The 23,776-nt window shown below is 71.0% G+C and carries 21 protein-coding genes; 9 read left to right on the forward strand and 12 right to left on the reverse strand.

From position 1 onward, the window contains the following. Positions 1 to 58: 58 nt before the first annotated feature. Positions 59 to 1,045: a tyrosine recombinase XerC gene (locus NVS89_RS16725; protein ID WP_258733909.1), complete on the reverse strand. Its 987-nt coding sequence runs from the start codon at positions 1,043 to 1,045 to the stop codon at positions 59 to 61. A gap of 147 nt (positions 1,046 to 1,192) precedes the next feature. Here NVS89_RS16725 and NVS89_RS16730 point away from each other — a divergent pair, with 147 nt between their 5' ends. The 3 genes from NVS89_RS16730 to NVS89_RS16740 all read left to right on the forward strand — a co-directional run bounded on the left by NVS89_RS16730 (position 1,193) and on the right by NVS89_RS16740 (position 4,840). After that, positions 1,193 to 3,409, forward strand: a complete 2,217-nt coding sequence (locus NVS89_RS16730) for a primosomal protein N' (protein ID WP_258733910.1) — start codon at positions 1,193 to 1,195, stop codon at positions 3,407 to 3,409. Between the two features lie 183 nt (positions 3,410 to 3,592). Then, a complete protein-coding gene (locus tag NVS89_RS16735; RefSeq protein ID WP_258733911.1) occupies positions 3,593 to 3,886 on the forward strand; it encodes a hypothetical protein in 294 nt (97 codons plus the stop codon). A 9-nt stretch (positions 3,887 to 3,895) separates the two neighbouring features. Beyond that, on the forward strand, positions 3,896 to 4,840 hold the full coding sequence (locus NVS89_RS16740; RefSeq protein WP_258733912.1) for an AEC family transporter: 945 nt from the start codon (positions 3,896 to 3,898) through the stop codon (positions 4,838 to 4,840). A gap of 25 nt (positions 4,841 to 4,865) precedes the next feature. Here the strand turns inward: NVS89_RS16740 and gluQRS are convergent, their stop codons facing one another. From gluQRS to sdhC, 5 genes are all read right to left on the reverse strand, one after another. Further along, positions 4,866 to 5,729, reverse strand: a complete 864-nt coding sequence (gluQRS, locus tag NVS89_RS16745) for a tRNA glutamyl-Q(34) synthetase GluQRS (protein WP_258733913.1) — start codon at positions 5,727 to 5,729, stop codon at positions 4,866 to 4,868. A 31-nt stretch (positions 5,730 to 5,760) separates the two neighbouring features. Further along, the gene (locus NVS89_RS16750; RefSeq protein WP_258733914.1) at positions 5,761 to 6,543 is read right to left on the reverse strand and encodes a succinate dehydrogenase iron-sulfur subunit; all 783 of its coding nucleotides are present in this window, start codon (positions 6,541 to 6,543) and stop codon (positions 5,761 to 5,763) included. Positions 6,544 to 6,615: 72 nt separating this feature from the next. Beyond that, the gene (gene sdhA, locus NVS89_RS16755) at positions 6,616 to 8,472 is read right to left on the reverse strand and encodes a succinate dehydrogenase flavoprotein subunit (RefSeq protein WP_258733915.1); all 1,857 of its coding nucleotides are present in this window, start codon (positions 8,470 to 8,472) and stop codon (positions 6,616 to 6,618) included. 7 nt (positions 8,473 to 8,479) lie between these two features. Beyond that, complete coding sequence (gene sdhD / locus NVS89_RS16760; protein WP_258733916.1) at positions 8,480 to 8,878, reverse strand: succinate dehydrogenase, hydrophobic membrane anchor protein; 399 nt, start codon at positions 8,876 to 8,878, stop codon at positions 8,480 to 8,482. A 3-nt stretch (positions 8,879 to 8,881) separates the two neighbouring features. Continuing rightward, positions 8,882 to 9,274 carry a succinate dehydrogenase, cytochrome b556 subunit gene (gene sdhC / locus NVS89_RS16765; protein WP_258733917.1) on the reverse strand — a complete coding sequence of 131 codons (393 nt, stop codon included), beginning with the start codon at positions 9,272 to 9,274 and terminating at the stop codon, positions 8,882 to 8,884. Between the two features lie 311 nt (positions 9,275 to 9,585). Between sdhC and NVS89_RS16770 the strand changes: the two genes are divergently transcribed. The 4 genes from NVS89_RS16770 (at position 9,586) to NVS89_RS16785 (ending at position 14,607) form a co-directional block, all read left to right on the forward strand. Next, on the forward strand, positions 9,586 to 10,977 hold the full coding sequence (locus NVS89_RS16770) for a PHB depolymerase family esterase (RefSeq protein ID WP_258733918.1): 1,392 nt from the start codon (positions 9,586 to 9,588) through the stop codon (positions 10,975 to 10,977). Positions 10,978 to 11,254: 277 nt separating this feature from the next. Next, the gene (locus NVS89_RS16775) at positions 11,255 to 13,237 is read left to right on the forward strand and encodes a M23 family metallopeptidase (RefSeq protein WP_258733919.1); all 1,983 of its coding nucleotides are present in this window, start codon (positions 11,255 to 11,257) and stop codon (positions 13,235 to 13,237) included. 20 nt (positions 13,238 to 13,257) lie between these two features. Beyond that, complete coding sequence (locus NVS89_RS16780; RefSeq protein WP_258734078.1) at positions 13,258 to 13,926, forward strand: alpha/beta hydrolase; 669 nt, start codon at positions 13,258 to 13,260, stop codon at positions 13,924 to 13,926. 123 nt (positions 13,927 to 14,049) lie between these two features. Further along, positions 14,050 to 14,607, forward strand: a complete 558-nt coding sequence (locus tag NVS89_RS16785; protein ID WP_258733920.1) for an HNH endonuclease — start codon at positions 14,050 to 14,052, stop codon at positions 14,605 to 14,607. Positions 14,608 to 14,620: 13 nt separating this feature from the next. Here the strand turns inward: NVS89_RS16785 and NVS89_RS16790 are convergent, their stop codons facing one another. Both NVS89_RS16790 and NVS89_RS16795 read right to left on the reverse strand, forming a co-directional pair. Further along, the gene (locus NVS89_RS16790) at positions 14,621 to 15,142 is read right to left on the reverse strand and encodes a disulfide bond formation protein B (protein WP_258733921.1); all 522 of its coding nucleotides are present in this window, start codon (positions 15,140 to 15,142) and stop codon (positions 14,621 to 14,623) included. 102 nt (positions 15,143 to 15,244) lie between these two features. Continuing rightward, the gene (locus NVS89_RS16795; RefSeq protein ID WP_258733922.1) at positions 15,245 to 16,075 is read right to left on the reverse strand and encodes an alpha/beta hydrolase; all 831 of its coding nucleotides are present in this window, start codon (positions 16,073 to 16,075) and stop codon (positions 15,245 to 15,247) included. A gap of 197 nt (positions 16,076 to 16,272) precedes the next feature. Here NVS89_RS16795 and NVS89_RS16800 point away from each other — a divergent pair, with 197 nt between their 5' ends. Together NVS89_RS16800 and NVS89_RS16805 are read left to right on the forward strand one after the other, a co-directional pair. Next, complete coding sequence (locus tag NVS89_RS16800; RefSeq protein ID WP_258733923.1) at positions 16,273 to 17,340, forward strand: FecCD family ABC transporter permease; 1,068 nt, start codon at positions 16,273 to 16,275, stop codon at positions 17,338 to 17,340. Next, positions 17,340 to 18,167, forward strand: a complete 828-nt coding sequence (locus tag NVS89_RS16805; protein ID WP_258733924.1) for an ABC transporter ATP-binding protein — start codon at positions 17,340 to 17,342, stop codon at positions 18,165 to 18,167. The genes NVS89_RS16800 and NVS89_RS16805 overlap by 1 nt, the downstream gene beginning before the upstream one ends. Here the strand turns inward: NVS89_RS16805 and NVS89_RS16810 are convergent. From NVS89_RS16810 to NVS89_RS16825, 4 genes are read right to left on the reverse strand one after another with little or no spacing between them, the layout of a single operon-like run. Beyond that, positions 18,134 to 18,910 (reverse strand): 2,3-dihydro-2,3-dihydroxybenzoate dehydrogenase, encoded by a 777-nt coding sequence (locus NVS89_RS16810; RefSeq protein WP_258733925.1) that lies wholly within the window; start codon positions 18,908 to 18,910, stop codon positions 18,134 to 18,136. The two genes, NVS89_RS16805 and NVS89_RS16810, sit on opposite strands and share 34 nt — an antisense overlap. A 3-nt stretch (positions 18,911 to 18,913) precedes the next feature. Continuing rightward, the gene (locus tag NVS89_RS16815) at positions 18,914 to 22,882 is read right to left on the reverse strand and encodes a non-ribosomal peptide synthetase (RefSeq protein WP_258733926.1); all 3,969 of its coding nucleotides are present in this window, start codon (positions 22,880 to 22,882) and stop codon (positions 18,914 to 18,916) included. Then, complete coding sequence (locus tag NVS89_RS16820; RefSeq protein ID WP_258733927.1) at positions 22,834 to 23,127, reverse strand: phosphopantetheine-binding protein; 294 nt, start codon at positions 23,125 to 23,127, stop codon at positions 22,834 to 22,836. The genes NVS89_RS16815 and NVS89_RS16820 overlap by 49 nt, the downstream gene beginning before the upstream one ends. Further along, positions 23,127 to 23,774 (reverse strand): isochorismatase family protein, encoded by a 648-nt coding sequence (locus NVS89_RS16825; protein ID WP_258733928.1) that lies wholly within the window; start codon positions 23,772 to 23,774, stop codon positions 23,127 to 23,129. The genes NVS89_RS16820 and NVS89_RS16825 overlap by 1 nt, the downstream gene beginning before the upstream one ends. Positions 23,775 to 23,776: the final 2 nt, after the last annotated feature.

Consider the following 23,776-nt stretch of genomic DNA (forward strand, 5'->3'; position numbering starts at 1 on the left):
TCCCCCTTCATTTCCGAGCGAGGCGGGCACCGGCGGACCAGGCTTCGCCGGCTACGCTCTAGCCCGCCCGCGGATGGGCCGATTTCCACGCCGCCATCAGCGTCGCCGTATCCACCGCCGCGTAGATCTGCGTCGTGGAGAGCGAGGCATGGCCGAGCAGTTCCTGGATCGAGCGCAGGTCGCCGCCGCGCCCGAGCAGGTGGGTGGCGAAGGAATGGCGCAGCGCGTGCGGCGTGGCGCTGTCGGGCAGGCCGAGCGCGCCGCGCATGCGCTCCATGGCGAGCTGCACGATGCGCGGGGAGAGCGCCCCGCCCTTGGCGCCGCGGAACAGCGGGCCGGTCGGCTCGAGATCATAGGGGCAGGCGCGGGCATAGTCGTCGACCATGGCGAGCACCGCCGGCAGCACCGGCACCATGCGGGTCTTGCCGCCCTTGCCGTGGACGAGGATCTGGTCGCCGCGCCCGGGCTCGGGCATGTCGCGGCGCATCAGGCCGAGCGCCTCGGAGATGCGCAGCCCTGAGCCGTAGAGCAGCGCCAGCACCGCGGCGTCGCGGGCGAGGATCCAGGGCTCGCGCGCCTCACCGGCCCGGGTCGAGGGATCGGCCATCGCCCGTGCATCGGCCGGGGTGAGCGGGCGCGGCAGGGTGCGGGGAACGCGCGGGCCGCGCACGGCCGCGAGCGCGCCCACCTTGCCGAGCCCCTCGCGCTCGAGATGGCGGCCGAAGGAGCGGGCGGCGGCGAGGAAGCGCATCTGCGTGCGCGCCTCGATCCCCTCGCCCCGACGCGCCGCGATCACCGCGCGCACGTCGCGCGGGGTCAGCGCCGCGAGATCGGCGAGGCTCGGCGGGCGGCCGCGATCGGCGGCGATCAGGCCGAGAAAGGTCGCGACGTCGCGCGCATAGGCTTCGCGGGTCTTGGGCGAGAGCCGGCGCTCATGGCCGAGCCGGTCGAGCCAGCCCTTCAGCGCCGCGCCCACATCCGGTGCCGCGCCGGCCAGCAGCGAGCGCTCGGCCCGCGCCGCCTTCTGGGCATCCGTGCTCGCCATGGCCGCCTCCCGATGCGCGTCGACAAATCCCCGCCAGGGTGCCACGGCTTTCTTAAGGTTTCGCCGTCTCCCCGTCATCACCGAGGCGACACCGGCCGACTCCGGGGCGAGACCCGGCGTGCCGCGATGCGCTATGAAGACCCCCGCATGACCCGAGCCCAGCCGAGCGATTCCCCTCCCCTGTTTCCCCCGCGCGAGAGCGTGGTCGACGTGCTGCTGCCCGTCGCCGTGGGGTCCGCCTATTCCTATCGCGTGCCCGAAGGCATGGAGGTGGCGCCGGGCGATATAGTCGTGGTGCCGCTCGGCACGCGCCGCATGCTCGGCTGCGTCTGGCCGCGCATGGAGGGCGCGCGCACGGTCGATCCAGCCAAGCTGAAGCTCATCGACCGCAAATACGACGTCGCCCCGCTCCAGCCGGCGATGCTCGCCTTCATCCGCTGGATGGCGGACTACACCGTCACCCCGCCCGGCATGGTCCTGCGCCTCGCGCTGCGCCATGACGAGAGCGCCGGCATCGCGCGCGAGCGCACCGGTGTGCGGCTCACGTCGAACCGGCCGGAGCGCCAGACCCGGGCCCGCTCCAAGGTGATCGACGCGCTGTTCGACGGCTTCGTCCGTTCCAAGGCGGAGGCGGCGCGCGAGGCCGGCGTCTCGGCTTCGGTGATCGACGGGCTGATCGACGATGGCGTGCTGGAGACCGTGGTGCTGCCGCCCGAGCCGGCGGCCGAGGTGCCCGATCCCGACCATTCCCGCCCCGCGCTCTCCCCGGCACAAAGCGCGGCGGCGGCCGAGCTCGTCGCCTCGGTCAAGGCGCGGCGCTTCGCCCCCACCTTGATCGACGGCGTCACCGGCTCGGGCAAGACCGAGACCTATTTCGAGGCGGTTGCCGAGGCGATCCGGCAGGGGCGGCAGACGCTGATCCTGATGCCGGAAATCGCCCTCACCCAGGCGTTCCTCGACCGCTTCGCCCGGCGCTTCGGCGTGCTGCCGGCCGAGTGGCACTCCGCTGTCGGCTCCAAGCGGCGCGGGCGTGTGTTCAGGGGCGTCGCGACCGGCGAGGTGAGCGTGGTCGCCGGCGCCCGTTCGGCCCTCTTCCTGCCCTTCCGCGAGCTCGGCCTCATCATCGTCGACGAGGAGCACGACGGCGCCTACAAGCAGGATGACGGCGTCCACTACCATGCGCGCGACATGGCGGTGCTGCGCGCGCGGCTGGAGGAAGCGCCGATCGCGCTGGTCTCGGCGACGCCCTCGATCGAGACCGAAGTGAACGCCCGGCGCGGGCGCTACGCCCGCCTGCATCTGCCCGAGCGCTTCACCGGCACCCGCGTGCCGCGCCTCGAGCCGATCGACCTGCGCAGGGAAGGCCCGCCGCGCGGCCAGTGGATCGCCCCGCGCCTCGCCCAGGAGATGGAGCGCACGCAGGAGGCGGGCGGGCAAAGCCTCCTGTTCCTCAACCGGCGCGGCTACGCCCCGCTCACCCTATGCCGGGCCTGCGGGCACCGCATACGCTGCCCCTCCTGCTCCTCCTGGCTGGTGGAGCACCGCTTCCGCCGCCGGCTCGAATGCCACCAGTGCGGCTACGCCATGCCGGTGCCGAACGAGTGCCCGAACTGCCATGAGCCGAATACGCTGATCCCCTGCGGCCCCGGCGTCGAGCGGCTGCACGAGGAGGTGCAGAAGCTGATGCCGAACGCGCGCATCCAGGTGCTTTCCTCCGACCTCGCCGGCGGGGTCGAGCGGCTGCGCGCCGAACTGAAGGCGATCGAGGACGGCGAGGTCGACGTGGTGGTCGGCACCCAACTCGTCGCCAAGGGGCACAATTTCCCCGGCCTCGCGCTGGTCGGCGTCATCGACGCCGATGTCGGGCTCGGACATGGCGACCCGCGCGCGGCCGAGCGTACCTTCCAGCTCCTGCATCAGGTCGCCGGCCGCGCCGGGCGCGCCAATGTGGAAGGACGCGCCTTCCTGCAGACCTACATGCCCGAGCACCCCGTGATGCAGGCGCTGGTGGCCGGTGATCGCGACGCCTTCTACGATCAGGAGATCGCCGTGCGCGAGGAGGCGCACCTGCCGCCCTTCGCCCGCTTCTGCGCGCTGATCGTCTCCGGCACCGAGGCCCATGCCGCGCAGGCCCATGCCCGCGCGCTCGCCGCCTGCGCCCCGCTCACCGAGCAGGTGCGCGTGCTCGGCCCCGCCGAGGCCCCGCTCGCCCTGGTGCGCGGTCGCCACCGCTTCCGCCTGCTGGCCCGTTCCGAGCGCAATTTCGACCTCTCGAACTACGTCCGGGCGTGGATGGCGGAGGCCCCGAGGGTCCGGGGAGGCCTCAAGGTCGAGATCGACATCGACCCGCAGAGCTTCCTCTAGCCGATCGCCCGGCCTGCCCATTGACGAGGCCGCGTCCGGCGCATAGCTTGCCGGCCATGATGATGACCACTCACGGGAACGAGCGCATCCGCGCGGGGCGGCGAATTCGTCGCCCGGCCGACCAGGTCGGCCGGGATCGTTGACGCACACAGTCCTTTTTCCCTTTCGTCATCGGAATTTGCCATGTTCTCCGGCCCTCTCCGCCATCGCCTCGTCGTCGAGGCCGATGCGCATCCCAACCTGATGCTCCGCCTGCTGGAGCCCTTCGCCATCCACGACGTCCAGCCGACCCGCATCCGGCTCGACGGACCCGCGGACGGGCGGATCGACCCCGCCAATCTCGGCGACATGCGGGCCGAGATCGCCTTCGTGGCGCCGGCCGAACTCGCCGAGCGCCTGTGGGCGCGGATCGACGTGATGGTGCCGGTGCGCACCTCGCATCTGGTGTCCAGCGCCACGGCCGACGCCGCCGCCTGAGAACCGACCATGCTCGCGCAGCTCGGCGCCATCACCCTCATCGTGGCGCCGGTCTTCGGGCTGATCGGTCTCGGCTATCTGGCCTCGCTCAGCGGTCATCTGCGCGAGCGCGCGGCCGAAGGGCTGTCGGAATATGTGTTCGGCCTCGCCGTCCCGGTGCTGATCTTCAAGACGCTGGCCGGGGCGCGGCTGCCCGAGGAAGGCCAGCCCTGGGGCTACTGGATCGCCTATTTCACCGGCGCGTTCATCGTGTTCGCGCTTGGCATGCTGGCGGCGAAGCGCCTGTTTCACCGCGGCTACACGGAATCGGTGATCCACGGTTTCACCTCCGGCCAGGCCAACACCGTGTTCGTCGGCGTGCCGCTCATCCTCCAGGCCTACGGGCCGGAGGGGGCGGTGCCGCTGTTCCTGCTCATCGCCGTGCACCTGCCGATCATGATGGTGGTGGCGACGGTGCTGACCGAGGGCGTCACGGGCGGGCTCTCGGCGGCGGGGCTGAAGAAGCTGGTCCGCCTGCTCGCCTTCAACCCGATCCTCATCGGCATCTATGCCGGCGGCGCCGCCAAGCTGGTCGGCTTCGAGCCGAGCGGCGTGCTGAAGCAGATCGCCGACATGCTCTCGGCCTCGGCGGTGCCCTGCGCGCTGGTCTCGCTCGGCCTCGCGCTGCACCGCTACCCGATCCGCGGCGACCTCGGCCCGGCGCTGCTGATCACGCTGCTGAAGCTCGTCGTCCACCCCGCGCTGGTCTATGTGCTGACCCGCATGCTGCCCATGCCGCCGGTATGGGCGGACGTGGCGGTGGTGTTCGCGGCCATGCCGAGCGGCATCAACGCCTATCTGCTGGCCCAGCGCTACCGGGTCGGGGTCTCGGCCTCGGCCGGAGCGGTGTCGCTGTCGACCGCCGCCAGCCTGTTCACCGTCACGCTCTGGCTGATGATCCTCGGCGTCCAATAGCCGGCAAACCCGCGCACTCGCCAGCTCACTCCAGCGACACGCCCGCCATGCACCGCACATCGGCCGGCGAAAGGCCAACCTCGCGCAACGCGCGCAGGCTCCGCGAGCCGATGGACTTGGAAAGCTTGCGCCCCTCGGCATCCAGCAGCAGCGCGTGATGGGTGTAGAGCGGCTCGGGCAGCTTCAGCAGGTGCTGCAGCAGCCGGTGCACCGATGTCGCCGCCTTCAGGTCCTCGCCGCGCACGACATGGGTCACGCCCTGCAGCGCATCATCGACCACGACCGCGAGATGATAGCTGGTCGGCACCTCCTTGCGGGCGATGACGACGTCGCCCCAGGCGAGCGGATCGGCGGCCACCGGCGCCGCCTGCCCCGTCTCGTGCCAGGTGAGCGGGCCGGCGCGCCCAACCGCCCGCGCCATGTCGAGGCGCAGCGCGAAGGGCTCGCCCGCCGCCCGGCGCCGGTCGCGCTCGGCCGCGCTCATCGCGTCGCGCGCGAAGGGAAAGAGCGGCGCGCCGTCGGGATCGCGCGGCCAGCCGGGCCGGGTCTCGACCGCGCGGCGGATCTCCGCGCGGGTCTCGAAGCTCTCATAGACGAGGCCCATGGCGGCGAGCCGCTTCAGCGCCCGCGCATGGTCGTCCAGATGCTCGGACTGGCGGCGCACCGGCCGCTCCCAATCGAGGCCGAGCCAGGCGAGATCCTCCTCGATCGCCGCCTCGAACTCGGGCCGGCAGCGGGAGGGATCGATGTCCTCGATGCGCAGGAGCAGCCGTCCGCCCTGCGCGCGCGCCATCGCGGCGTTGAGCAGCGCGGAGCGGGCATGGCCGAGATGCAGCAGCCCGTTCGGGCTCGGCGCGAAGCGGAAGATCGGGCGGGCGTGATCGGTCATCGCCCGCCTGTGTACCTCAGTCGGCCGCGGCTCAGAACTGGCGCGAGACCATCATCATCTTGATCTCGGCGATCGCCTTCGCCGGATTCAGCCCCTTCGGGCACGCCTTGGCGCAGTTCATGATGGTGTGGCAGCGATAGAGCCGGAACGGGTCTTCTAGATCGTCGAGACGCTCGCCCGTCGCCTCGTCGCGGCTGTCGATCAGCCAGCGATAGGCCTGCAGCAGCGCGGCGGGGCCGAGATAGCGGTCGCCGTTCCACCAGTAGCTCGGGCAGGAGGTCGAGCAACAGGCGCACAGGATGCACTCGTAAAGGCCGTCGAGCTTCTCGCGGTCGCTGCGGGCCTGGCGCCATTCACGCTCGGGCGCCGGCGTCTCGGTGTGCAGCCAGGGCTCGACCGAGGCGTGCTGGGCGTAGAACTGGGTCAGGTCCGGCACCAGGTCCTTCACCACCGGCATGTGCGGCAGCGGGTAGATGTTGACCGACTTTGCGGTCACGTCGTCCATGCTCTTCAGGCAGGCCAGCGTGTTGGTGCCGTCGATGTTCATGGCGCAGGAGCCGCAGATGCCCTCGCGGCAAGAGCGGCGGAAGGTCAGCGTCGGGTCGACCGTGTTCTTGATCCAGATGAGCCCGTCCAGCACCATCGGCCCGCAATCGTCGCGGTCGACGAAATAGGTGTCGACCGCCGGGTTCTTCCCGTCGTCCGGGTTCCAGCGATAGATCCGGTACTCGGTCAGCCGGTTGGCTCCGGCCGGCTTCGGCCACACCTTGCCCTCGGTGATCGTCGAATTCTTCGGCAGGGTAAGCTGGACCATGACTGGGCTCGTCCTCGGCAGAGGGTTCGGGGCAGGCTCGGGCCACCCGCGCCGGGGCGCGGGCGGGAAGGATCAATACACGCGCTTGCGCGGCTCGATGTACTGGATGTCGTTCGACAGCGTGTAGGTGTGCACCGGGCGGTCGTCGAGCTTCACCGCGCGCTTGTCGAAATCGACGAAGGCGAGCGTGTGCTTCATCCACTCGGCGTCGTCGCGCTCGGGATAGTCCTCGCGGGCATGCGCGCCGCGGCTCTCAGTGCGGGCCGCCGCGCTTTCCATCGTCACCGAAGCCAGCGCGATCAGGTTGTCGTATTCCAGCGTCTCGATGAGGTCGGAATTCCACACCAGCGAGCGGTCGGTGACGTTGATGTCCTCGGTGCCAGCGAACACCTCGGCGATGAGCTTGCGGCCCTCCTCCAGCACCTCGCCGGTGCGGTAGACGGCACAGTTGTTCTGCATCACCTTCTGCATGCGCAGGCGCAGGTCGGCGGTCGGCGAGGAGCCGTCCGCATTGCGGAAATGGTCGAGGCGCGACAGGGCGAGCTCGGCGGAGTTGGAAGGCAGCTCGGCCTGCTTCTCGTTCGGGGTCAGCAGCTCGGCGCAGCGCAGCGCCGCCGCGCGCCCGAACACCACGAGGTCGGTCAGCGAGTTCGAGCCGAGCCGGTTGGCGCCGTGGATGGACACGCAGGCGCATTCGCCCACCGCCATCAGGCCGGGCACCACATGGTCGGGATTGCCGTCCTTCTTCGTCACGACCTCGCCGTGGAAGTTGGTCGGGATGCCGCCCATATTGTAGTGGACCGTCGGCAGGACCGGGATCGGCTCCTTGGTCACGTCGACGCCCGAGAAGATGCGCGCGCTCTCGGAGATGCCGGGCAGGCGCTCGTGCAGCACGGCCGGGTCGAGATGGTCGAGGTGCAGGTAGATGTGGTCCTTGTTCTTGCCGACGCCCCTGCCCTCGCGGATCTCCATGGTCATGGAGCGGGAGACGACGTCGCGCGAGGCGAGGTCCTTGGCCGACGGCGCGTAGCGCTCCATGAAGCGCTCGCCCTCTGAATTGGTGAGGTAGCCGCCCTCGCCGCGCGCGCCCTCGGTGATGAGGCAGCCCGCGCCGTAGATGCCGGTCGGGTGAAACTGCACGAACTCCATGTCCTGCAGCGGCAGGCCGGCGCGCAGCACCATGGCGTTGCCGTCGCCCGTGCAGGTATGGGCCGAGGTGGCAGAGAAATAGGCGCGGCCATAGCCGCCGGTGGCGAGGATCACCATCTGCGCGCGGAAGCGGTGGATCGTGCCGTCGTCCATCTTCAGGGCGACGATGCCACGGCAGCGCCCGTCCTCGTCCATGATCAGGTCGAGCGCGAAATACTCAATGAAGAACTCGGCCGAGTGCTTCAGCGCCGCTCCGTACAGCGTGTGCAGGATGGCGTGGCCGGTGCGGTCGGCGGCGGCGCAGGTGCGCTGCGCGGTGCCCTTGCCGTAGTCGGTGGTCATGCCGCCGAAGGGGCGCTGGTAGATCTTGCCTTCCTCGGTGCGCGAGAAGGGCACGCCCCAGTGCTCGAGCTCGTAGACCGCGTCGGGGGCGTGGCGCACGAGATATTCGATGGCGTCCTGGTCGCCCAGCCAGTCCGACCCCTTGACGGTGTCGTACATGTGGAAGCGCCAGTCGTCCTTGCTCATATTGCCGAGGGAGGCGGCGATGCCGCCCTGCGCGGCGACCGTGTGCGAGCGGGTCGGGAACACCTTGGTGACGCAGGCGGTGCGCAGGCCCGCCTCCGAGCAGCCGACCACGGCGCGGAGCCCGGCGCCGCCGGCGCCCACCACGACGACGTCATAGGTGTGATCGATGATCGGGTAGGCCGCCCCGTTCACGCCCGGGCCGGCATGGCCGGCGCCGTTGGAAGCGCCATTGGCGGAGGTCGTCTCGGCCATAGGTCTCTCAGCCTCCGAAGCTGATCTTGAGGATGGCGAACACCCCCGCGCAGCCAACCGCGATCGAGAAGAAGGTGTTGCCGAGCAGGGAGAGGATCTTCAGACCCTCGGAATGGACATAGTCCTCGATCACCACCTGCATGCCGATGCGCATGTGCATGGTGATCGAGACCAGCAGCAGCAGCATGACGATGGCGACGAACGGGTTGCCGAGCACGGCCCGCATGCCCGCCTGGTCCTGCCCGGCGACGTAGACGAAGACCGGCAGCGCGATCAGCACCAGGATGAGATTGGCGGCCGCGGTCACGCGCTGGAGCCAGAAATGGCCCGTGCCCGAACGCGCCGAGCCGAGACCGGAAATGGTGCGGCGCGGCGTGCGCATGGAGGAACCGGAAGTGGTGCTCATCGCTCAGCCCTTCATCAGCCAGATGCCGATCCACAGCAGCACCGTCAGCCCGATCGACCCGCCGATCGTCGCCTTGGCGAGCAGTTCGCGCGATTCCGGCCCGAAGCCGTGGCCGAAATCCCAGACGAAGTGCCGGATGCCGCCGAGGGCATGGTGGATCAGGGCCCAGCTATAGCCGACCATCACCAGGATGCCGAGCCAGCTTCCATAAAGCCCGTTGACGAAAGCGAAGCTGTCGGGCGAGCTCGCCGCCGCCACCAGCCAGATCACGAGAAGCAGCGTACCGAAATACAGTGCGACGCCGGTGATGCGATGCACGATCGACATCATCATCGTCAGCATCGGGCGGTAAATCTGCAGGTGCGGGGAAAGAGGCCGCTGGGCCGCTCCTGACATATCGGTGTCCCCAGATCACTCAGGAATGTGTTTTTGTGCGTAGCGGAAACGATTGCAGTTCGCAATCATTCCAAAGGCGATTTCTATCGTCTCCTGCGGTGCCGCGCAGCGCGGTTGCATCGCAGCGCCGGCACACTAGCCGATGGCCGCGCCGATTCGAACCGCCCCGGCGCGGAAAGCTTCGTTGCGCCCGGAACGCCGTGGTATCACTTGCTGACGGGTCGTTAACCATCTTTGCCTTTTAATTGACGGAAAGTCGCTGTCTGTACGGGGCTCCCGCGAAACCCCGCCATGTCGAGGTTGCGTAGCGTATGCAATTCGCGAAACCCTGGTTCCTGCTCGGCGCATTCTTGCTCGGCCTGTGTGTCGCGGCCTCGGGCGCGCATGCCCAGAGCCGCGGCGAGGATAGCGAGCGCACCATCACCTCCGGCGGCATGCGCCGCGAGTTCATCCTGCATGTGCCGAGCAACGCCCCGCCCGGCCCCAAGCCGCTGGTGATCGCCCTGCACGGCGCCTGGCAGCCGGCCGGCGTGATGCAGCGCTATCTCGACCTCGACAAGATCGCCGACCGCGAGGGCTTCGTCGTCGCCTATCCCAAGGGCCTGAACCTGCTGTGGAACGACGGGCGTGCCACCGTCGCCGGCATCATGCCGATCATCTACCCGCGCGACGACGGGCGCTTCGTGCTCGACGTGCTCCACACGCTGGAGAAGGAAGGGCTCGCCGACCCTTCGCACGCCTATCTGATGGGCTTCTCCAATGGCGGCTTCCTTACCGCCTATGTCGCCTGCCGCTACGCCAACAGCTTCGCCGCCTTCGCCACCATGATGATGACGGTGCCGGTGGGCTACGCCGAATCCTGCAAGCCCGCGCGCCCGGTGCCGATCCTGATGATGAATGGCACCTACGACCCGATCGTACCGATGTTCGGCCGCCCGACGCCCGGCGCGCGGCTTATGTCGGCGACCGACAGCGCGAATCTGTTCGCCCGCCTCGATAGTTGCGCGCCGCCGGTCGAGACCCGCGCGCCGCATGCCCGCATCCTGCGCTGGGAGCAGTGCACGCCCGGCTCGGCGGTGGCGCTCTACGAGATCGCCGGCGGCCACCAGCCGCCCTCGCAATCGACCGACGCCATGGATGCGCTGGCGGCGATCGTGCTCGGGCCGCGACGATCCGGGCTCGATGCGCCGCAGGAGATCTGGAACTTCTTCAAGCGGTTCGACAACCCGACGGTGACGCCGCCGCAGACCGACGCGCCCCTCGTCGCGCAGACCCCGTCCGGCACGGTTGCCGCGCCCGCCGCCCTCGCCGCTCCCGTGGCGGCGACCATGGCGGCGCCCGAGCCCATTGCGCCCCGGCCCGCGGTCGCGGCAAGGGGCGCGGCGCCGATCCTGAGCGCGCCGACCTCCTACGCCACCGCCTGGCAGGGCATCGCCCCGGCATCGGGGGCGGACGCGGCTGGCGTCGCCGCGCCCGTTCCGCTGCCGACCGGCGCGCCGGCCTCCGCCGTGCGGGTCGCCGCGGCGCCGGTTCCGGCCGGCTCGGAGCTCCACAAGCCGATGGTCCCCGGCGCGCCCATGCCGCTGCAGGCGAGCTTCCACCCGGCCGGCGGGGCGACGCTCGCCTCCTCCTTCGCCGAGCCGGCGCAGGTGCCGCTGCCGCCGCCCTCCCCGCTGCGCCGCATGTCCGCCAGCGTCCAGTAAGGCCCAGCAATATCGAACGATCGGGCGGCCGGTCATGGTTTTGCCGCGAGCCGCCGCTTTATATCGTCCCCGCCTGCGTCCACGGGCCCGAATCGGGGTCGGGACACGTGCGGGTTGACGGTGAGGGCCGCAGAAGCCATCGTCCGGGCCGCCCGCGCGAGCGGGTAGCTCCACACCACCGAATCAGCCGTCCGCCACGGCGGACGCGCAATGTCGAAAATGAAGGCGTCCGGCCGCGGGCAGACGGCCGGTAAAAGGACGCCAGGGGGAAAGGCTGTTGGAGAGCAGGCGCGGATCAGGCAGCACGCGGCGAGGTCGTCTCACCGCGTTCGACCTCGGCGACGAGCCCCCGCTCGGCGTCGACGGCGATGCCGAGCAGCCGATCAACCGCCGGCGCATCTCCATCCGCTGGCTGATGGCCACCCTCCTCACCGGCATCTGCGGCGCGGCATTGATGGGCGGCGCCGTCTATGCCGCGCTCGATGGCGAATACCGCTTCGCCCAGAGCCCGGAGACGGTGCGCTCGGCCCTGCGCGGGGCGCTCGCGGCGGGCGAACGCCCGTCCAACATCGCCCGCAAGGGCGACCGCATGTCGATCCTCTCGGAGAGCTTCAGCGCCAAGCAGACGCTGCGCCTGTCCTCGGTGACGATGGACGGCGACCGCGAGATCATCAAGGTCCGCGCCGTCACCAAGGTCGAGTCGAACCTCGCCCAGTCCATCACCGCCGCCTCGGCGGACGTGCCGCCCTTCAACCCCGCCAAGCTCATCGTCGATTCGTCCGACGACGACGGCGAGGCCCCGCAGGCCGAGCCCACCGGCGACATGACGCTGGTGATGCGGGACATCACCAGCCTTCCGCCCAGCACCAAGTTCGCGGCCGAGTTGCCGATCGAGGACGTGCTGATGAAGGTGCGCGAGACCGCCGAGTTCAGCATGCCGACGGTCGACGCCGACGCCCCGGTCGCCTCCGGCTTCGGCGGCGCGCTGAGCTTCGCGCCCTCGGGCGGGCGCGATCCGCTCACCGCCGCCTCGCGGCCGGGGAACATCAGCACGATCAGCAAGTCCGACGACGACGCCACCGGCGGCAACGACTGGGACGAGCGCACCGTGGTCGCCAAGAAGGGCGACACGATCATCTCGCTGCTGACGGCGCTCGGCGTGCCGGAAGTGTCCGCCAAGGCCGCCGCCGACGCCTTCACCGACCGCGCGCTGCGCGCCGCGCCGCTGGCCGAGGGCACCCGGCTCAACGTGCTGATGGAGACCCGCGGCGACATCACCACGCCGCTGCGCGTGGCCGCCTTCGACGACAGCGGGACCAAGGGCACGGTCGCCCTCTCCGACCGGGGAACCTTCCTGCCGGTGCAGGAGCCGGCGGACGTGCAGTTCGCCGATGTCGACCCGACCACGCCCGACGACGGCGATGACGACGGCACCAGCGGCCGCGGCATCACGCTCTATGACAGCCTCTGGGAGACGGCGCTGCGCCACGACGTGCCGCGCCCGGTGATCGAGAGCCTGATCCGCGTCTATTCCTTCGACGTCGACTACCAGCGCCGCGTCCGGCCGGGCGATTCTTTCGAGGTGCTGTACGAGCCGGACGAGAGCGGCGGCGCCAACGGCGTCATTTTCGCCAGCCTGACCACCGGCGGCGAGGACCACCGCTTCTACCGCTACCAGACGCCCGATGACGGCGTCGTCGACTTCTATGACGAGACCGGCAAGAGCGCGAAGAAGTTCCTGCTGCGCAAGCCGCTCGGCGGGGGCGTGCTGCGCTCGCCCTTCGGCATGCGGCGCCACCCGATCCTCGGCTACAGCCGCCTGCACACCGGCGTCGACTGGGCCGACCGTACCGGCACGCCGATCTACGCCGCCGGCAACGGCACCGTCACCAAGGCGGCCTGGACCTCCGGCTATGGCCGGCGCATCGAGATTCAGCACGCCAACGGCTACATGACCACCTATTCCCACCAGTCCCGCTTCGCCAAGGGCATCCATGCCGGCGTGCGCGTGCGCCAGGGACAGGTGATCGGCTATATCGGCTCGACCGGCCTCTCCACCGGCTCGCACCTGCACTACGAGGTGCTGGTCAACGGGCGCTTCGTCGACCCGATGCGCGTGCGCCTGCCGCGCGGCCGGGCGCTGGACGGCAAGATCCTCGTCGAGTTCGAGAAGGAGCGCCAGCGCATCGACGACCTGATCGACCACAACTCGATGTCCAAGGTCGCGTCCGGCGCCGGCGCCTCCGACGGCACCAACTGACTGGCGCCCGGGCGATGCCGATGCTGGACGGCCCGCGCCTCGCCCCCGCCTCCGGCGGCCCCGCCGACGCGCTGGTGGTGCTGCTGCACGGCTACGGCGCCGACGGGCGCGACCTGATCGAGCTCGGCGAGCTCTGGGCCTCGTTCCTGCCCGGCGCCGCCTTCGTCGCGCCCCATGCGCCCGAACCCTGCGCCATGGCACCGGTCGGGCGGCAATGGTTCGGCTATGTCGAGCGCGACGACCGCGAGCGCTGGATCGGCGTGCAGTCGGCGCATGCCGCGCTCGACGCCTTCCTCGATGCCGAGCTCGCCCGGCTCGGCCTTGCCGATTCGCGCCTGGCGCTGGTCGGCTTCAGCCAGGGTACGATGATGGCGCTGCACACGGGCCTGCGCCGTGCCGCCGCGCCGGCCGGCATCGTCGGCTTCTCCGGCATCCACGTGCTCCCGGGCGAGCGCGAGATCGAGGCCTTCGACGCCGCCATCACCAGCCGGCCGCCGGTGCTGCTGATCCATGGCGACCGTGACGAGGTGATTCCCCCGCAGGCGCTTCCGCGCGCCATGGAAAGCCTCGAATCACGCGGGATCGCGGTGCGCGGGCATCTGTCGAACGGTCTCGGCCACGGAATCGACCAGACCGGCCTGCTGCTGGCGGGCAATTTCCTCAACGAGATCCTTGCCCCGCCTCGCTGAGCGCGGCCGCGCGCGGCCACATCGATACAGCCGCTTCACAAGACTGACACGCTACATATAGAGTATCGGCGTGCGTCGCGCGGCGCCCGTCGCCGGGCAGGCGCTCCAATCAGGGAGCGAGCGTTGACGGCGACTTTGTCTCCGGGTGCCTGGCCTGCCCTCGTCCTCAACGCCGATTACCGGCCGTTGAGCTACTACCCCCTGTCGGTGTGGTCCTGGCAGGATGCGGTCAAGGCGGTGTTCCTCGATCGCGTGAACATCGTCGAGTATTACGAGCGGCAGGTCTCGAGCGCGAGCTTCCAGATGCGGCTGCCCAGCGTGGTGTCGCTGAAGACCTTCATCCGCCCCGCGCGCCAGCCGGCCTTCACCCGCTTCAACGTGTTCCTGCGTGACCGCTTCTCCTGCCAGTACTGCGAATCGCGCGACGACCTGACCTTCGATCACGTCATCCCGCGCTCGCGCGGCGGGCAGACCACCTGGGAGAACGTGGTCGCGGCCTGCTCGCCCTGCAATCTGCGCAAGGGCGGCATGATGCCGGACGAGGCGCGCATGGTGCCGCGCCAGCGCCCGTTCCAGCCGACCGTGTTCGACCTGCACCAGAACGGCCGGCACTTCCCGCCCAACTACCTGCACGACAGCTGGGTCGACTATCTCTACTGGGATACGGAGCTCGACCCGTAGGCCGCGACGCTCCTCAGCGCACCGCCGCGCCGCGGAAGGCGACCAGCGTCAGCGCGGTCGCGATCAGCGCGTTGTAGCCCGCGAGCGAGATGCCGGCGAGCCGCCACGGCGCCTCGTCGCAGCGCACCACGCGGGGCGCCTGCTGCAGGCTCTCCAGCATGTTGCCGGTCGAGATCGCCGGCGCCGAGCCGGTGCAGGAGGTCGGCCCGGCCCAGAAGTGCCATTCCACGCCCGCGTGGTAGATCGCGAGCGCCGCCGCCGTCGCCATCAGCGCCCCGGTCACCGCCAGCAGCACGCGCGCGAGCTTCGGATTGCCGGCCGCCGCGCTCAGGATCGCCAGCACCGCGAACGGCACGCCGGCATAATAGGGCACCCGCTGCTCGAGGCAGAGCGGGCACGGCGCGAGCCCGACCACGAGCTGGAAGTACCACGCCCCGGCCAGCGTTCCGGCCCCTGCCACGGCGACGATGAGCGCCGCGGCGATCTGGATGGAGCGCACTTTGGCGGCGGGGGTGTCGGAGAGAATGTCGGTCATGCCTGTGTTCCGTTTAAGCGGCCGTCTCGGCCGCTACCACTAGCGGCCCGGTGACCTTAAGCAAGTCACGTCTGGAGCAGCTTGCGCTAGGTCACACCGCCGTCACGTCGCGAGTGCGAAGCGCAGCGCCCGCGCCATCGCCGAGGGCAGCACCGAGGCGTGGTCCTCGCCCGCCAGCAGCTCGAAGCTCACCTGCGCCTGCGCGCCCAGCCTTTCGGCGGCGAGCGCGGCGAAGGCCCGGGTGCGGTCGACCATGGCGCGGCGGGCGCGGCGGGCGGCCATCTCGCCCGCGTCGGGGCGCCCCTGCTGCCAGGGCGAGAGCGCCTGCTCCCATTCGCCCACCATCAGCGCCGCCCGCACCGCCGTGCCCTGCGCGAGGGCGAGCCCCTCCAGAAGACGCGCCTCGTCCCACCAGATGGACGGGCTCACCGCGACATGGGTGCGGAAGGCGGCGGGATCGCGCGTCATCACATCGAGCGTGAACCAGCCGGCCAGCGAATGGCCGAACAGCGTCGCGTTCACCGCCTCGACCGGCGCCAGAGCCGCGATACGCGGCTTCAGCGTGCGCTCGATGAAGGCGAGGAAGGCGTCGCGCCCGCCGTGGGGGTGGGCCGCTCCTTGACGCGGCGTCTCCTCGCTCGGGCCGGCGGTGTAGTCGAGATGGCGCCGTGCGCGGTGGTCGTCGCCTTCCGGGTAGCCGATACCGACGATCACCGCCTCGCGGATCCCGGTCGCCTGCGGGCGCACCGCGCCGCGCCGCATCACCTCGACGAAGGTGGCGAAGCCGGCATTGGCGTCGAGCATGTAGACGACCGGAAAGCCCTCCGCCGGCGCGGCGACGCGCGGCCGCGCGAGGAAGATGCGGTAGGGCGCCCCGCCCCCCTCGGGCGCGAGGTCGAACCACTGGGCATCGGGCAGGATGACGGGATTCATCGGCGTTCACGGCTGCGGCGGAGGCGTCACCTCTAGACCATGCGGAGCGGCGCGCAAATCGGGCTTTCCCAGAATGAAACAATTCCAAGCAAATTCGCTGGCGCGCCAGAAGCTTGACCGGTCCGGTGGGCTCATGCAGAACCCTATCCGGCCTCGCCTTCCCGGCCTTTCGGGCGCGGGGCGCCGCCGGAGATGGGATGTCCGAGCTTTCTCCTTCCTCGCCCGCCCATGACGCCGAGCTGTCGGCCTATGCGCGTCTCGTGCGCCGGCGGATCGTGCTCATCGGCGCGCTCTGCCTGCTCATGACCGCGGCGATGCTGTTCGACATCGCGACCGGCCCTTCCAACCTGCCGCTGTCCGACGTCCTCACCGGCATCCTGCATCCCGGCGCGCTCGACGCTCCTTCGCGCGTCATCATCTGGGACGTGCGCTTGCCCTACGCGCTGATGGCGACGCTGGTCGGCGCCGCGCTCGCCCTCGCCGGCGCCGAGATGCAGACCATCCTCAACAACCCGCTCGCCAGCCCGTTCACGCTCGGCGTCTCCTCCGCCGCCTCCTTCGGCGCGGCGCTGGCGCTGGTGATGGGGCTTTCGCTACCGCTCCTGCCGGTGGGCTGGAACCTGCCGGTGTTCGCCTTCATCCTCGCCTTCGGCTCGGTGCTGCTGCTGCAGATGCTGGCGAGCCTGCGCGGCACCGGGGTCGAGACGCTGGTGCTGTTCGGCATCGCGCTGGTCTTCACCTTCAACGCGTTGGTGGCGCTGGTGCAGTTCGTCGCCACGCAGGAGGCGCTGCAGCAGCTCGTGTTCTGGTCGATGGGCAGCCTCGCGCGCGCCACCTGGGACAAGCTCGGCGTGCTGGCGCTGGTACTGCTCGCCACCACGCCGTTCTCGCTCGCCGCGTCCTGGCGCATGACGGCGCTCAGGCTCGGCGAGGACCGTGCGCGCTCCTTCGGCATCTCGGTCCGGCGCCTGCGCTTCCTCGCCCTGCTGCGGGTCAGCCTGCTGGCGGCGACCTCGGTCGCCTTCGTCGGCACGATCGGCTTCATCGGGCTGGTGGCGCCACACATCGCCCGCCTGCTGGTCGGCGAGGACCACCGCTTCTTCCTGCCCGCCAGCATGCTCACCGGCGCGGCGATCATGTCGCTCGCCTCGGTCGCCTCGAAGACGCTGGTGCCCGGCGCGCTGCTGCCGGTCGGCATCGTCACCGCGCTGATCGGCGTGCCATTCTTCGTCGTGCTCGTCTTCTCCCGGCGCGAGAGGCTGTGATGGCGCCGCCTGCACTGAGGATCGAGGGCCTGTCGGCCGGCTATGGCCGCCGCCGCGTCATCTCCGATCTCTCCCTGCCGGCGATCGAGGGCGGCGGCGTCACGGCGCTGATCGGACCCAACGCGGCGGGAAAGACCACGCTGCTGCGCTCGCTCGCCGGGCTCGTGCCCGCCCGCGGCTCGATCCGGCTCGACGAGGTGGAACTCACCCGGCTTTCCGTGGCCGGCCATTCCGCGCGCGTCGCCTACATGCCGCAGGCGCTGCCGCAGCGCGTCGCGCTCACCGTGCTGGAGGCGACGCTCAGCGCCCTGATGTCGTCCCCGGACGGCGCGTCGGACGTGGCCGAGGCGCAGTCCCGCGCGCTTCGTGCGCTGGAGCGGCTCGGCATCTCGGACCTCGCCATGCGCGGGCTCGACGAGCTCTCCGGCGGCCAGCGCCAGCTCGCGAGCCTCGCCCAGTCGATCGTGCGCGAGCCGACCGTGCTGCTGCTCGACGAGCCGACCAGCGCGCTCGACATCCACCACCAGCTCCGCGTCATGCAGTTCGTGCGCGAGCTGGCGGAGGAGCGCGGCATCATCGTGGTGATCGTGCTGCACGACATCGCGCAGGCCGCCCGCTATGCGACGCGCGTCGTGGTCATGAAGCAGGGCGCGGTCGCCGCCGACGGCCCGCCGGACGCCGCCATCACGCCCGCCATGCTGGCCGACGTCTACAAGGTGGCCGCGCGGGTCGAGCGCTGCTCGCACGGCTTCCTGCAGATCATGGTCGACCGGGCGCTGGACGAGGCCGGCGTTCAGGCCCGCAGCGTGGCGCCGCCATCGACATAGAGGTCGGCCATGGTAACGTGGCCGGCGCGCTCGGAGAGCAGGTAGACCACCGCGTCGGCGACGTCCTCCGGCCGGGCCAGCTTGCCGAGCGGGATGCCGGACTTGAAGGTCTCGAGCGAGCCCTCGATCACCCGCGCCGCGCCGTGCTCGTCCGCCCACATGCCGGTCTGCATCGGCGTCAGCGTCGAGCCGGGCGCGACGATGTTGCAGCGTATGCCGTGCGGCGCCAGCTCCAGCCCGAGGCAGCGGGTGAACATGGTCGCGGCGGCCTTGGAGGCGGCATAGGCGGCCATGGCGTGGCGCGGAATGCCGGCGGCGTTCGAGCTCACCGTCACGATGGCGCCGCGCCGGCGCGCCAGCATCACCTTGGCGACGGCGCGCGAGACGCGGAACACGCCGGCCGCGTTGATGTCGAAGACGCGCTCCCACTCCTCGTCGGTCACGTCGACCACCAGCTCGTAGGACAGCGTGCCGGCGACGTTGGCCAGCAGGTCGATCGGACCGATATGGTGCTCGATATGGTCGACCAGCGTGGTCACCGCCTCGCTCGAGCGCACGTCGAGCAGAGCGGGCGTCACCGCCTCGCCGATCTCGGCCGCGAGCGCCCGCGCGCCGGCCTCGTCCGCATCGGTGGCGACGACGCGCGCGCCCTCCTCCACGAGCTGGCGCACCACGGCGGCGCCGATGCCACCCGCCGCGCCGGTGACGAGGGCCACCTTGCCGTTGAGACCGCTGTCGCGCATCGCTCAGTCCTCTTTCTGTTCAGCCGCGGCCATCTCCCGCGCCAGCGCCGGGGCGATGGCCGCCACCGCCTCCAGGCCGGTGAGATGGGCGTGAAGCGAGGCAATGTCGACCACCTCGACCCGCCCCGCATAGGGCGCCCACTGGGCGGGGGCGAGGTCGCGCCCCTCATGGTCGAGCGCGGCGCGGAAATGCAGGATGGTGCCGTCATAGCGGCGGTGGAAATGCCCGCGCACCAGCCGGTTGTTGCCCGAGACCACGCGCACCACCCCGTCGAGCGCGGCATCGGGCAGGCGGCCGAGCGGGCTGTCGGTGGCGCGCAGGAACACCAGCACGGATTCACGCGTCAGGGCGAGTGCGGGCAGCCGGTCCGGGTCGTGCCCGGCAATGGCGAGCAGCGCTTTCAGCGCGCCGTCCTCGCCGGGGTCGGGCTCGCCGCGCCAGACGTCGGCCGGGTAGGAATCGAGCATCGCCACCACGCCGACCCGCGCGCCCTGCTCGCGCAGCCGCACCGCCATCGCCTGCGCGATGATGCCGCCGACCGACCAGCCGACGAGATGATACGGCCCCTCCGGGCGGACGTCGCGGATGCGCGCGACATAGTCGGCGGCGAGCGCCTCCAGGCTCTCGGGCGTCGCGACCCCGGGCGCCAGCGCGGGCGCCTGTACGCCGTATAGCGTGCGGCGCGGCGAGAGCGCCCGCCCGAGGCGCCCGTAGCACCAGGAAATGCCGCCGGCGGGGTGGATCGCGAACAGCGGCGGCAGGTCGGGGTCGCCCTCGACCAGGGTGATGAGCGGGCCGAGCCCGGCATCCTCCTCGCCCGCCTCGGCGTCGATCAGCCGGGCGAAGCCGGCCAGCGTCGGCTGCGCGAACAGCGCGCCGAGGCCGGGATCGCGCCCGAACGCCTCGCGCACATGCAGAAGCAGGCCGACCGCCTGTAGCGAATCCCCGCCCAGCGCGAAGAAATCGTCCTCCGCCGAGATCGGCCCGTCGAGCTTGAGCTGCTCGGCGAACAGCGCGGCGAGGCGCTTCTCGGTTTCGCTCTGCGGCGGGCGCGCGCCGGAGCCGGCGAAGTCCGGCGCGGGCAGCGCGGCGCGGTCGAGCTTGCCGTTCGAGGTCACGGGCAGCGCATCGAGCGCGACGAAGGCGGCCGGCACCATGTAGTCGGGCAGATGGGCCCCGAGATGGGCACGCAACGTCTCCACCTCCAGGCCGGGCTCGGGCACGACATAGGCGACGATGCGCTTCGTGCCGCCATCCTCGCGCGCGACGATGCCCGCCTGGCGCACCAGCCCGGACGACATCACCGCCGCCTCGACCTCGCCGAGCTCGATGCGCAGGCCGCGGATCTTGATCTGGTGATCCGAGCGGCCGAGGAACACCACCGCGCCGTCCGGCCGCCACAGGGCGAGGTCGCCAGTCGCGTACATGCGCTCACCCGGCACGAAGGGATCGGGCACGAAGCGCTCACCGGTCAGGTCCGGCCGACCGAGATAGCCGCGCGCGAGCTGCACGCCGGCGAGGAACAGATGGCCGGGGACGTTCGGCGGCTGCACGCGGCCGCGCTCGTCGAGCACATAGAGCCGCGTGTTCCACACCGGAAAGCCGATCGGCACCGGGCGCGAGAGGTCCTCCGGGCCGGCCGGCCAGTAGCTGACGTCGACCGCCGCCTCGGTCGGCCCGTAGAGATTGTGCAGCTCGGCCTTCAGCGTGCGGTGGAAGCGCTCGCGAAGGTCCGCCGGCAGTTCCTCGCCCGAGCAGAACACCCGCGCCAGCGCGAGCCCCCGCGCGGACGGCTCGGCAAGGAAGGCCGCCAGCATGGAGGGCACGAAATGGGCGGTCGTCACCCGCTCCTCGCGGATGAGCCGCGCCAGCGCCACCGGGTCGCGATGCGCCTCGGGCGGGGCGACGACGAGGCAGGCGCCGGCGAGGAAGGGCAGGAAGAACTCCCACACCGACACGTCGAAGGTCGCGGGCGTCTTCTGCAGGATGCGGTCCTGCGGCCCGAAGCCGTAATGGACGCGCATCCATTCCAGCCGGTTGACGATGGCGCGGTGCTCGATCACCACGCCCTTGGGCTCGCCGGTCGAGCCCGAAGTGTAGATGACGTAAGCCGCGTCGTCCGGCTGCGGCTCTTCCGGCGCCGCCCCTGTGGGCTCTTCCGGCCAATCTTCCGGCGCGAGCGTGTCGACCCTTCCGGCGAAGCGCGGTGCGTCGGCGGCGCGGGCCAGCGCGAGGCGCGGTGCGGCGGAGGCGAGGATGCGGCCGAGCCGCTCGTCGGGATGGGCAAGGTCGAGCGGCAGATAGGCCGCGCCCGCGCGCAGCACGCCGATCAGCGCCACGATCAGCTCCAGCGAACGCGGCAGCGCCACCGCGACGATGTCGCCGCGCCCGATGCCGCGCCGGGCGAGCTCATGTGCCAGCGCGGCGCTGCGCGCGTCGAGGTCGCCATAGCTCAGCGTCCGTCCGGCGAAGCGCAGCGCCGGCGCTTCCGGCGTCGCGGCGAGCGCGCGCGCGATCAGTGCGCTCAACGTCGCGCCCGGCACCGGATGGGCGGTGGCGTTGAGCGTGACGATATGGCGGTGCGCCTCCTCGGGCGTGGCGAGCGGCACCTCGTCGGGCGAGGCGGCGGCGACCGCCCGTTCGATGAACGCCTTCAGCCGCGCCGCGTGGGCCTCGACCTCGATCTCGGGATAGAGCTCGGGATTGGCGTCGACCTCCAGCCGCAGCCCGTCCGTGCCGTGCAGGCGGAAGGTGAAGGTGATGTCCTCCACCGGCCCGGTCGAGAGCACTTCGAGCCGGCTCTCCAGCCCCTCGAAGCGCGGCGTCTCGTCGAAGGGCAGCAGGTTGACCAGCGGGCCGTGCAGGCGGCGCTGGCCGCCGATCAGCTTCAGGTCGCGCCGAAGCTGTTCGCTGCGGTAGCGCCCGTGACGGCGCGCCCGAACCAGGCTCTTCGCCACCGCGCCGAGGAAATCGTCCAGCGGCGCCCCGTCCGGCGCCGCCACGCGCAGCGGCAGCACGTTCATCAGCATCGCCGCCACGCGCGCCGCGCCGCTGCCGAGCCGCGCCATGAAGGGCACGCCGATCACCACCTCGGGCGTCGCCATGTGGCGCTGGAGATAGGCCGCGGTGAGCGCGGTGACGACGTCCGGCCAGGGAATGGCGGTGCGCGCGCCGACCTCGCCCAGCGCCGCGAAGGCGGCCGGCCCGATCTCGGCCGCACTGCGATGGAAGGAAAAGGCGCTCACCGGGTTGCCGGGCGCGAGGCTCGCCACCTCCGGCCGGTCCTCGAACAGGGCGCGCCAGTAGTCGCCGTCGGCCTGGCGCCTGGCCGAGGCGCGATAGTCCGCATCCTCGCGCAGCACCACGTCGAAGGAGGGCGGCGGGCCACCGGGCGTCGTTCCGCGCCGGCGGGCGTTGTAGAGCTCGGCGACGCGCTGGGTGAGCAGGATCATCCCGTAGCCGTCGATGGCGAGGTGATGCACGCGCTGCTGCCAGATGTGGCGCTCCGGCCCCAGCACGAACAGCGTCTCGCCGGCGAGCGGGTCGCGCGTCGGGTCGATGGCGGTCGCCATGTCGCGGGCGATGGCGTCGAGCGCGGCCGCCTCGGGGTCGGGCATGGCGGAGACGTCGACGATCTCGAGCACCGGCCGGTTCGACGGCTCGATGAACTGGCGCGGCCCCTCGCGCCCCTCGACCATGCGCAGCGAAAGCGCGTCGGCCTCGCCGGTCGCCTGCGCCAGCGCCGCCTCGAAGGCGGGCCGGTCGAGCGGGCCGAGAAGTTCGATATACTGGCCGGTGTTGAAGAGCGGGTTGGCCGGGTCCAGCCGCTGCGCGTACCACAGGCCGGACTGCGCCTCGGTGAGCGGGTAGGATTCCGTGCCCGCCGCTTCGAGGGCTGCCGCGACGTCCTGCGCCATGGAGGTCAGGCGGCGCCCGCCCGCGCGTCCTGCCTGGCGCTCACCAGCTTCCACCAGCCGTCCAGCGTCGGGTTCTCGGCGAATTCGGAGAATTCCAGCTCCAGCCCACCCTCGCTCCACATCAGCACGAGGTTCATTGCCCGCATGGAATCGAGGCCGAGATCGATCAGGCTGTCGTCGCCGCCGATCTCCTCGGGGTCCTCGTGCAGCATCTTCGCAATGTCGGCGCGCATCTTTTCGCGCGTCACCGGCGCCACCGGGGTGACGATACGGCGGATGTCGGCGGGCTCGATGGCCATCACAGCACCTCCAGGATCTGCGCCGTGGTCAGCGGCACGCCGCACACATCCGCCACGTAGGACAGGGCAAGCTCGTGCTTGGCGCGCGAGAAGTCGGCCAGCGCGTCGGCGGCCATGAAGGGCTCTATATCACGCATGAACGCGTCGGCAGCCGTCAGCGTGCAGCCGATATGGGCGTAGACACCGCAGATGACGAGCTGGTCGCGCGAGCGCGCGCGCATCAGCTCCTCGAGGTTCGAGCGCTGGAAGGCGCTGTAGCGGTGCTTCACCAGCACATGGTCGCCCTTTTCCGGGCGCAGCGCATCGACGATCGGCTGGTGCTCGGGCGCCCAGCTCATGCCCGGCCCCCAGAGCTCGGCCTGAAGCCCGCGGTCGCGCCTATCCTGGTCGCCCTCCTGCGCGGTGTAGAACACCGGCACGCCCGCACGCCGCGCCGCCGCGGCCAGCGCCGCGATGTTGGCGATCGCCGGGGAGATGGGCGAGGCATCGGGCGTGAAGACGCGCAGGAAATAGTTCTGCATGTCGTGAATCAGCAGCGCCGCCCGCGCGCGCTCCAGCCGGAAGGGCGCGCGGGGCTTCGGCAGCTCCTGCGCGCGCGGCAGATCGTAGGGCGCGATGGTCGGCAGTCCGGCCTTGGGCGCGTTCATGC

The sequence above is a fragment of the Ancylobacter mangrovi genome (assembly GCF_024752355.1).
GTDB classification, from domain to species: Bacteria; Pseudomonadota; Alphaproteobacteria; order Rhizobiales; family Xanthobacteraceae; genus Ancylobacter; species Ancylobacter mangrovi.

Coding starts and splice junctions, on each gene's coding strand:
- NVS89_RS16820 (WP_258733927.1), bottom strand. CDS start 23,127: ATGGCCATCGAGCCCGCCGACATCCGCCGTATCGTCACCCCGGTGGCG.
- NVS89_RS16750 (WP_258733914.1), bottom strand. CDS start 6,543: ATGGTCCAGCTTACCCTGCCGAAGAATTCGACGATCACCGAGGGCAAG.
- gluQRS (WP_258733913.1), bottom strand. CDS start 5,729: ATGACCGATCACGCCCGCCCGATCTTCCGCTTCGCGCCGAGCCCGAAC.
- NVS89_RS16735 (WP_258733911.1), top strand. CDS start 3,593: ATGTTCTCCGGCCCTCTCCGCCATCGCCTCGTCGTCGAGGCCGATGCG.
- NVS89_RS16740 (WP_258733912.1), top strand. CDS start 3,896: ATGCTCGCGCAGCTCGGCGCCATCACCCTCATCGTGGCGCCGGTCTTC.
- NVS89_RS16800 (WP_258733923.1), top strand. CDS start 16,273: ATGTCCGAGCTTTCTCCTTCCTCGCCCGCCCATGACGCCGAGCTGTCG.
- NVS89_RS16770 (WP_258733918.1), top strand. CDS start 9,586: ATGCAATTCGCGAAACCCTGGTTCCTGCTCGGCGCATTCTTGCTCGGC.
- NVS89_RS16725 (WP_258733909.1), bottom strand. CDS start 1,045: ATGGCGAGCACGGATGCCCAGAAGGCGGCGCGGGCCGAGCGCTCGCTG.
- NVS89_RS16730 (WP_258733910.1), top strand. CDS start 1,193: ATGACCCGAGCCCAGCCGAGCGATTCCCCTCCCCTGTTTCCCCCGCGC.
- NVS89_RS16780 (WP_258734078.1), top strand. CDS start 13,258: ATGCTGGACGGCCCGCGCCTCGCCCCCGCCTCCGGCGGCCCCGCCGAC.
- NVS89_RS16790 (WP_258733921.1), bottom strand. CDS start 15,142: ATGACCGACATTCTCTCCGACACCCCCGCCGCCAAAGTGCGCTCCATC.
- NVS89_RS16805 (WP_258733924.1), top strand. CDS start 17,340: ATGGCGCCGCCTGCACTGAGGATCGAGGGCCTGTCGGCCGGCTATGGC.
- sdhC (WP_258733917.1), bottom strand. CDS start 9,274: ATGTCAGGAGCGGCCCAGCGGCCTCTTTCCCCGCACCTGCAGATTTAC.
- NVS89_RS16810 (WP_258733925.1), bottom strand. CDS start 18,910: ATGCGCGACAGCGGTCTCAACGGCAAGGTGGCCCTCGTCACCGGCGCG.
- sdhD (WP_258733916.1), bottom strand. CDS start 8,878: ATGAGCACCACTTCCGGTTCCTCCATGCGCACGCCGCGCCGCACCATT.
- sdhA (WP_258733915.1), bottom strand. CDS start 8,472: ATGGCCGAGACGACCTCCGCCAATGGCGCTTCCAACGGCGCCGGCCAT.
- NVS89_RS16795 (WP_258733922.1), bottom strand. CDS start 16,075: ATGAATCCCGTCATCCTGCCCGATGCCCAGTGGTTCGACCTCGCGCCC.
- NVS89_RS16825 (WP_258733928.1), bottom strand. CDS start 23,774: ATGAACGCGCCCAAGGCCGGACTGCCGACCATCGCGCCCTACGATCTG.